The organism is Candidatus Angelobacter sp., assembly GCA_035607015.1.
Classification (GTDB): domain Bacteria; phylum Verrucomicrobiota; class Verrucomicrobiia; order Limisphaerales; family AV2; genus AV2.
Genome location: DATNDF010000083.1, coordinates 1 through 6,526, shown reverse-complemented (window position 1 = coordinate 6,526; position 6,526 = coordinate 1). Strand labels below are relative to the sequence as shown.

Genomic DNA, 6,526 nt, shown 5'->3' with positions numbered 1-6,526 from the left:
GTGTGTAGGCCGGCCGGTCCCTGCGAACGTTTGGGTTGTCGAGTAACGGACGCAGGCTTGCGCCCGCCAGATTCTGCGGTGCCGTCAAGCCGCACAGGTCGGCAACCGTCGGATAAACGTCGAGCGATTCAACGACGCGTTCGCTCACCTTCCGTTTTGCCTTCGCCCCGGGCGCGGCGACGATCAGCGGCACCCGCGCCGACTCCTCGAACAAACTCATCTTCTGCCACAGGCCGTGTTCACCCAGATGCCACCCGTGGTCGCCCCAGAGGATGACAATCGTGCTGTCCCACAATTTCAGCCGGTCGAGGGCGTCCAGGACCCTGCCCAGTTGCGCGTCCATGTAACTGACCGACGCGTAATAAGCGCGGATCGCCCGTCGGCAATTCTCGTCGCTCAGTCCGTAATTGGCCCGGCTGACCCACAGCGCCGCGGGTGGGATGTCCTCGCGATCGTTCGACGGGCCTTTGGGCAGCGTGATTTTCTCCAACGGATACATTTCAAAATACTTTTTGGGCACGATCCACGGCACGTGCGGGCGGTAAAAGCCGCAACCGATGAAAAACGGTCTGCCTTTGTGCTCTTCCAGCAGTCGGATCGTCTCCGCCGCGACCTTGGCGTCGGTGAATTCGTCATCGCGCCCGGGCGATTCGTACCAGGCCAGCGACGCGCCCAGACCGCGGTTTTTCGGGTTGAGATTGGTGACCCGGGCCTCCTCGTCCTTGTCGCGTCCACGCGGATTGATCACCTGGTCCCATGAAAGCGGGTCATCAAGGCCGCTGGTGCCAATGTCGTTGGGCACGCCGTAATGAAAAATCTTGCCGACGCGCGCGGCGAACCAGCCGTTCTGCCGGAACAACTGCGGCATGGTGACCACCGCCGGCAGCGTGGTTTTGCGAAAATCGGTTTGGAGATCGAAAATCCGGGTCGTGTCCGGGCGCAATCCGGTCAACAACGAAACGCGGCTTGGGCTGCACAGCGGATACTGGCAGTAGGCGCGGTCGAATCGCATGCCGCGGCGCGCCAGCCGGTCCACGTTCGGGGATTTGACGATCCGGTTGCCGTAACAACCGAGATGATTGTTCAAGTCGTCCACGGCGATGAAGAGGACGTTGAACTGACGCGTCGGAGTTGTGGCCGCGGCACCGCTGCCTGCACTCAGGGTGAGAAAGAGCGGAAGTATCAGCAGGATGTGGCGATTCATTGCGCTGGTCCGGTCAACGCGTATTGAACCGTATCAGCCGGATTCGCGCAACCCCGGATCGTTCTCGTAAATCGCGTCTTGCTTGTTCCTGGCATGGTGGACGACCTCGGACCAACCAAAGAAAAGTGGAGGGCAGGCCAGCGGGTGAAGCGCGAACTGCGATTGAACGAAAGATTGCGCGGCAAAAGGGAGCGCGAAACCGCGTCGAATTATACGGTCATCACCAAACGGAAGCAGATTGATGAGGGTTGAGTGGAACGCAATCCCAAGTCCATTTCACAAAAGATCCTGATATGCCAGAAACAATCCGCGAAAATATTTCATCACCCGCACCGGATCGTTGCTTTCGGGAATTTCCGCCAGGCAAAAGCCGGTGAAGCCAATTCCATTCAGGCGTGTGAGCAGTTTCCGGAACGGATACTCGTCCAGGTAAAGGTCGCGCATGTGGACGGTGAAGATTTTGTCCTTCACCAGATTGAAATTGTGGTCAAAGCCTTCGCCTGCGAGGTCGGTCTGGTTCGAGTTCCAGCAAACGCCAACATTGCGATGATCGGCCGCGTCCATAATGGCTTTCATGTTGGGCAAAAGCGAAGTCTCCGGGCCGTGGACTTCCAGCCGGATCTGCACGCCGTAACCGTCGCCAAACTCGCCCAATTCACGCAGGGCTCTGCCGATTTGTTCGAGGGTCTTTTCTTTGGGCACTTCCTTGGGCAGTCCGTTGGGTCGGACTTTCACACCCGGAGCGCCGACGTCATGCGCGAGAACGATATATTCCTTCGTCGCCTCGATGTCCTTCCTGAGTTTGGCCTGATCCGGTGTGTGATAATCGAACGTGCTGCCCAAGCCCATCAACGCCACGTTCGAATCGCGGAATTGTTTCTTCACAGCCTCGCGCTCCGTCTTGCTCAACGTGACTTCGACGCCGTGCGCGTGTGTCGTGCGCAATTCGACTCCCTCGAACTTTGCCGCTTCGCAATTCTTGATGATGGTCGGAACGTCCCAGTCTTTTGCGAGGTTGTAGGTGACGAGACCAAGGCGAATCTTTGACGTCCGGGCGAACGAGGGTGAGGGTTTCTCGGCTGCCACGGCGGTCTGCGCCACGAGTCCGAGCGCGCCGATTCCTAGTCCGGCGCTGCGCAGAAATTCCCGCCGGTTTGGTTTCGAGGTTTGTTCAATTCGGGTTTGCATAGGGAAAACCGGATGACACCTTCAGCTTAGTTTGAGGCTTCAACCGCGCAACCAAAATTCCCTGCGGATCGGGACCGCGGCCATTTTCCACTTGTCGCAGGCTCGTTCCAACGCGAAGGTTCCGATGTGAACGCGACGAAAGTCACCGCCGACATGATCCGCCGAATGAAGGGACGGAAGATTCCGGCGCTGACGGCATACGATTATCCGATGGCGAAATTACTCGATGAAATCGGCATTCCGCTGATGCTCGTCGGCGATTCGCTGGGGATGGTCGTGCTTGGTTACCCCGACACGACATCCGTCACCATGGCGGAGATGGAGCATCATGTTCGCGCGGCGGCGCGGGCGAAACCGAACGCGTTGCTGGCGGCGGACCTGCCTTACCGGAGTTACGAAACGGTCGAGAACGCCGTCGCCAACGCGCAGCGCCTGGTCGGGGCCGGCGCCGAAGCGGTCAAGGCCGAGGGTGGACGCGCGATAATGCCGCAGGTTCGCGCCATTCTCGCGGAAGGGATTCCTTTTTTTGGTCATCTCGGCATGTTGCCGCAAAGTGTGCGCGAAGAGGGCGGTTACCACGTAAAGGGGAAGGTAGAGTCCGAGCGTGAAGCGTTGCGGGCGGATGTGCAGGCGCTGGCTGACGCGGGCGCGTTTGCCATCGTGTTGGAACTTGTCGCCCCGCCCGTCGCGAAGGAATTGACGCAAAAAATTCAGGTTCCAACCATCGGCATCGGTTCGGGACCCGACTGCGACGGTCAGATTCTGGTGACCACCGATTTGCTGGGAACATTTCCGTGGTTCACGCCCAAGTTCGTGAAGCCGCGCCTGAATGCCGCTGATCAGATGCGCGCGGCGATTGAAGAATGGAAGAAATCCATCTGACCGTTCTCGACGGCGGAAAACCATGAAGGGACTAACTCACATCAGCGCCACCGGAGAAGCGCGCATGGTGGATGTGTCGGCAAAGCCGGTGCAATTGCGCGAAGCGGTGGCGCGAGGCGAAATCCGGCTGCAAAAAGAAACGCTGATCCTCATCGAATCACAGGCCATCGCGAAGGGCAACGTGCTGGCGACCGCGCGTGTGGCCGGTATTCAAGCGGCGAAGAAATGCGGCGAACTGATTCCGCTTTGTCATCCATTGCCCATCACGCATTGCGAGGTGAATTTTGAAATCCCGAAAAGCCGCGACCGCATCGTCGTCACGGCTTCGGCGAAAATCGCGGCTCAAACGGGTGTCGAGATGGAGGTGCTTACCGCCGTCAGCGTGGCGGCGCTGACGATCTACGACATGTGCAAGGCGGTGGATAAAAAAATGATCGTCGGCGGGTTGAAGCTCGTTTCGAAAACGAAGAGCGCCGCGTAAACGACGGTGGCGGGACAGATGAGTCGGCCAAATCTCCATATCGCGCGAAACGGATTGATCCTGGGCACATTGCCCGCCGGTGATGCCCGCGAACTGCTCGCTGCTGGTTTCCTCAGGCCAACCGACGAGTTTTGGACGGATGCAAATCCGGCACGCCGACCGGTCGGCGAATTGACGGCGGTCGCGCGTAGCGAGCCGCCATCATGGCTCGTTCGCACCAGGAGGTCCGTCGCCAACGCCGGCGCCGCCGTGAAGGAAAAGGCGTCGAGCGCGACCAAAAGGGTTTCAGCGCTGGCGCGTCGCAATAAAGTTGCCGTCGTGGCTGCGAGTGACCGAATGCTGGAGGATTATCTGCCGCGCCTGCGGGAGTGTGCGATGAACAACCTTGAGCAGTCGCTTCGCTCCGCAAAGGCCGCGTTGCGGGACGAGATGTTTTTGCGTCAAATGTTCGGCGTCATGTACGACTGCCTGCCACGGCCAGTGCGTCGTTTTGTGGGAGAAGGGTTTTTCGTCGAATTCTGTTTGAAACATCGACGCAGGTTGCTGAACTGAATTCGAGGCTTTCGTTGAGCATAACCGCTATTTTTCGATAAAAGGAAGAGGATGCAAATTCACGTTGGTATCGTCACGATTTCGGACCGCGCCTCGAAGGGCCTTTACGACGACCTGGGCGGACCCGCGCTAAGAACGGCTGCCGAAGGCCACGGCTGGAAGCTTGTGGCCGAAGCGCTCGTGCCGGACGAAAAGCGCGACATTCAACGCGCCGTCCGCGAACATATCTCCAAGGGCTGCCAGCTCGTCCTGACCACTGGCGGCACAGGAGTCGCGTTGCGCGACGTGACGCCGGAGGCAGTGCGCGAAATCGCCGTGCGCGAGCTACCCGGTTTCGGAGAAGTGATGCGGATGGAGTCGCTGAAAATCACAAAAAACGCGATTCTCTCCCGCAACCTGGCGGCTGTCGTGGATAAAACGCTGGTGCTATGCCTCCCGGGCAAGCCGAGCGGTGCCGTGGAATGCCTCGGTTTTGTCGTCGGAGCGATTCCCCATTGCGTCGAGGTGCTCCAGGAAGTGCCGACGAGTTGCTGAATACGCTGGTGCGTCAGGCGTCCGCGGGTTTCGGCGCTTCGAACAACGCCGGATATTTTTCGGCCGTCAGAAACTCCTCCAGGACCTTTTCCGGCGAGCAGCCGCGATGCACCCAGTCTTCGCCTTTGAAGATGATCCCTTCCGCGAATTTGGCCGCGCCCATTTGCATGCAGTTGAACGTTTCCACGAGGTCACGAAACCAGACCGGATAGCGGGCCGTGAATTTCAGTTCCAGAATCACGGTCCGACCGAAGACGATGTGCGGTCGCGGGCTTTTGGCAATGAGGCGCGGCGCGGGGTGCGGCTGGCTTTCCACCTGGCGGTCCATCGTGAGGCGAACGTTGTTGTCACTCGGATTTTCATATGCCTCGCGCAAATAGGCGATGTGCATCCTGGGTTTGGCGTTGAGTTGAAGCATCAACTGGCAGAAGCGCTGGACGGCGACGAACGCATCGGTGTCGTTCGGATTCAGCATGTGCTTGCGTTCGGGCATGTGGCCGGCGAGCAGCCAGCGCACGGCGCTTTTGCGGACTCCTCCGCGGTCTTTCAAGATGACGTTGTCGTCCCGCCGTTTGATTTCGAAGAAGACCGGCGTGTCGGGCCGGTCGTCGTAATAGCGCAGGCGGAGTTTGAAACGATTCCGGTTCCCGTTCACGGCCTGCCAGTAAGTGTCAAGGCCGACCGAGTCCAGGTAAAGGCTCAGTGTCGGATAAGAGAGGTCCGGTTGGAGCGCGCTGTATTCGTCAATCTCCAGGTAGCTCCGTACGAAGTCGCGAATGCGCAACGCCTTGTCCTCGTTGACGTGATATTTCAGCTCGTATCGCTGATGTTGTAATCGGTCTGAGCCCATTCAAATCGCATTTTGCCGCCCGGCAAACAACCGCCGTCAGAATACGCGGGAAGCAGCGCTTCTTCAATCCCGGCGTTTCAGGTGGCGCCTTCGACTTTGGTGTCGAATGCGCCGGTGAGCACCCGACCGGCGATTTTCACCTGGACCCAGATCCGATAGAAACCGGGCCGAGGGAATTCGTAGGGAAGAGTAATCTCGTTTTCCCCGGCACCCGAGCGTTGTTTCAGCCAGCTCGTCTGGCTCTCTTCGACGCTGGGCAGCTTGCAAACGGGTTCGTCCGCCAGTCTGTTGATGTTGACGGGCACTTTGCCGGCTGCGCGAAGAGCGAAAAGCTGTTGCGAAGCCATCGAGATGGTTCCAGCGGGATGAATGTGGGCGAAGACGGCGCCGTCCAGTCTCTGGACGGCGGCGTGTGCCAGCATTCCCATGTACGGTTCGAGCTTTGCCGGGCCTCCGGCGGCGGCGCGCACGATGAACCGCAGTTCGGCATCTCTGTTCTTCCCGGTGCCGGTTCTCCGCAACCACGTCATTGTGCAACCGTTCGCCAGGGTGACCATCTGTGCCTGCCCGGCCCCGGCTGCAGCCGTGTTAAACGCAGGCCCGATTTGCCAGGAGTCGTCAGGGTCCGGCGCGAGCGCCGCGCCGTCAACGACGGCGTTCGGCTCCGACAATTCCATTTCAGCCGTGAGCGTATCAGCATATCCGCTTTCGTAGGTGACGTCGGCGTAAGCGTGGTACTTGCCCGCCGGCAATGGCGGCAGGGGAGTTTCAAAAGTCTCCTTGCTCAATTTGACCGGATGAAGGTGTGCAAAGGCGTCGAGTTGCGGTTCACGCA

9 protein-coding genes are annotated in these 6,526 nt (G+C 59.3%); 5 read left to right on the top strand and 4 right to left on the bottom strand.

Translation table 11 applies throughout. The features are described from left to right. Nucleotides 1-1,204, bottom strand: a 1,204-nt coding sequence (locus VN887_03460) for a sulfatase (protein ID HXT39059.1), incomplete at its 3' end; no start/stop codon positions are given. Nucleotides 1,205-1,282: 78 nt separating this feature from the next. On the opposite strand from VN887_03460, the gene VN887_03455 reads away from it, so the two are divergent. Next, a complete protein-coding gene (locus tag VN887_03455; GenBank protein ID HXT39058.1) occupies nucleotides 1,283-1,456 on the top strand; it encodes a hypothetical protein in 174 nt (57 codons plus the stop codon). Between the two features lie 24 nt (nucleotides 1,457-1,480). Here VN887_03455 and VN887_03450 read toward each other — a convergent pair whose 3' ends face one another. Then, entirely contained in the window at nucleotides 1,481-2,392 is a 912-nt protein-coding gene (locus tag VN887_03450) for a sugar phosphate isomerase/epimerase family protein (GenBank protein ID HXT39057.1), read from the bottom strand. Between the two features lie 126 nt (nucleotides 2,393-2,518). Here VN887_03450 and panB point away from each other — a divergent pair, with 126 nt between their 5' ends. From panB to VN887_03430, 4 genes are read left to right on the top strand one after another with little or no spacing between them, the layout of a single operon-like run. Then, the gene (gene panB, locus VN887_03445) at nucleotides 2,519-3,274 is read left to right on the top strand and encodes a 3-methyl-2-oxobutanoate hydroxymethyltransferase (GenBank protein HXT39056.1); all 756 of its coding nucleotides are present in this window, start codon (nucleotides 2,519-2,521) and stop codon (nucleotides 3,272-3,274) included. 22 nt (nucleotides 3,275-3,296) lie between these two features. Then, entirely contained in the window at nucleotides 3,297-3,755 is a 459-nt protein-coding gene (moaC, locus tag VN887_03440) for a cyclic pyranopterin monophosphate synthase MoaC (protein HXT39055.1), read from the top strand. Between the two features lie 18 nt (nucleotides 3,756-3,773). Further along, a complete protein-coding gene (locus VN887_03435) occupies nucleotides 3,774-4,307 on the top strand; it encodes a hypothetical protein (protein HXT39054.1) in 534 nt (177 codons plus the stop codon). A gap of 51 nt (nucleotides 4,308-4,358) precedes the next feature. Then, a complete protein-coding gene (locus tag VN887_03430) occupies nucleotides 4,359-4,841 on the top strand; it encodes a MogA/MoaB family molybdenum cofactor biosynthesis protein (protein HXT39053.1) in 483 nt (160 codons plus the stop codon). Between the two features lie 13 nt (nucleotides 4,842-4,854). On the opposite strand, the gene VN887_03425 is transcribed toward VN887_03430, so the two are convergent. Together VN887_03425 and VN887_03420 are read right to left on the bottom strand one after the other, a co-directional pair. Further along, nucleotides 4,855-5,691, bottom strand: a complete 837-nt coding sequence (locus VN887_03425) for a VTC domain-containing protein (protein ID HXT39052.1) — start codon at nucleotides 5,689-5,691, stop codon at nucleotides 4,855-4,857. Between the two features lie 77 nt (nucleotides 5,692-5,768). Continuing rightward, a partial coding sequence (locus VN887_03420) for a hypothetical protein (protein ID HXT39051.1) occupies nucleotides 5,769-6,526 on the bottom strand: 758 nt, incomplete at its 5' end.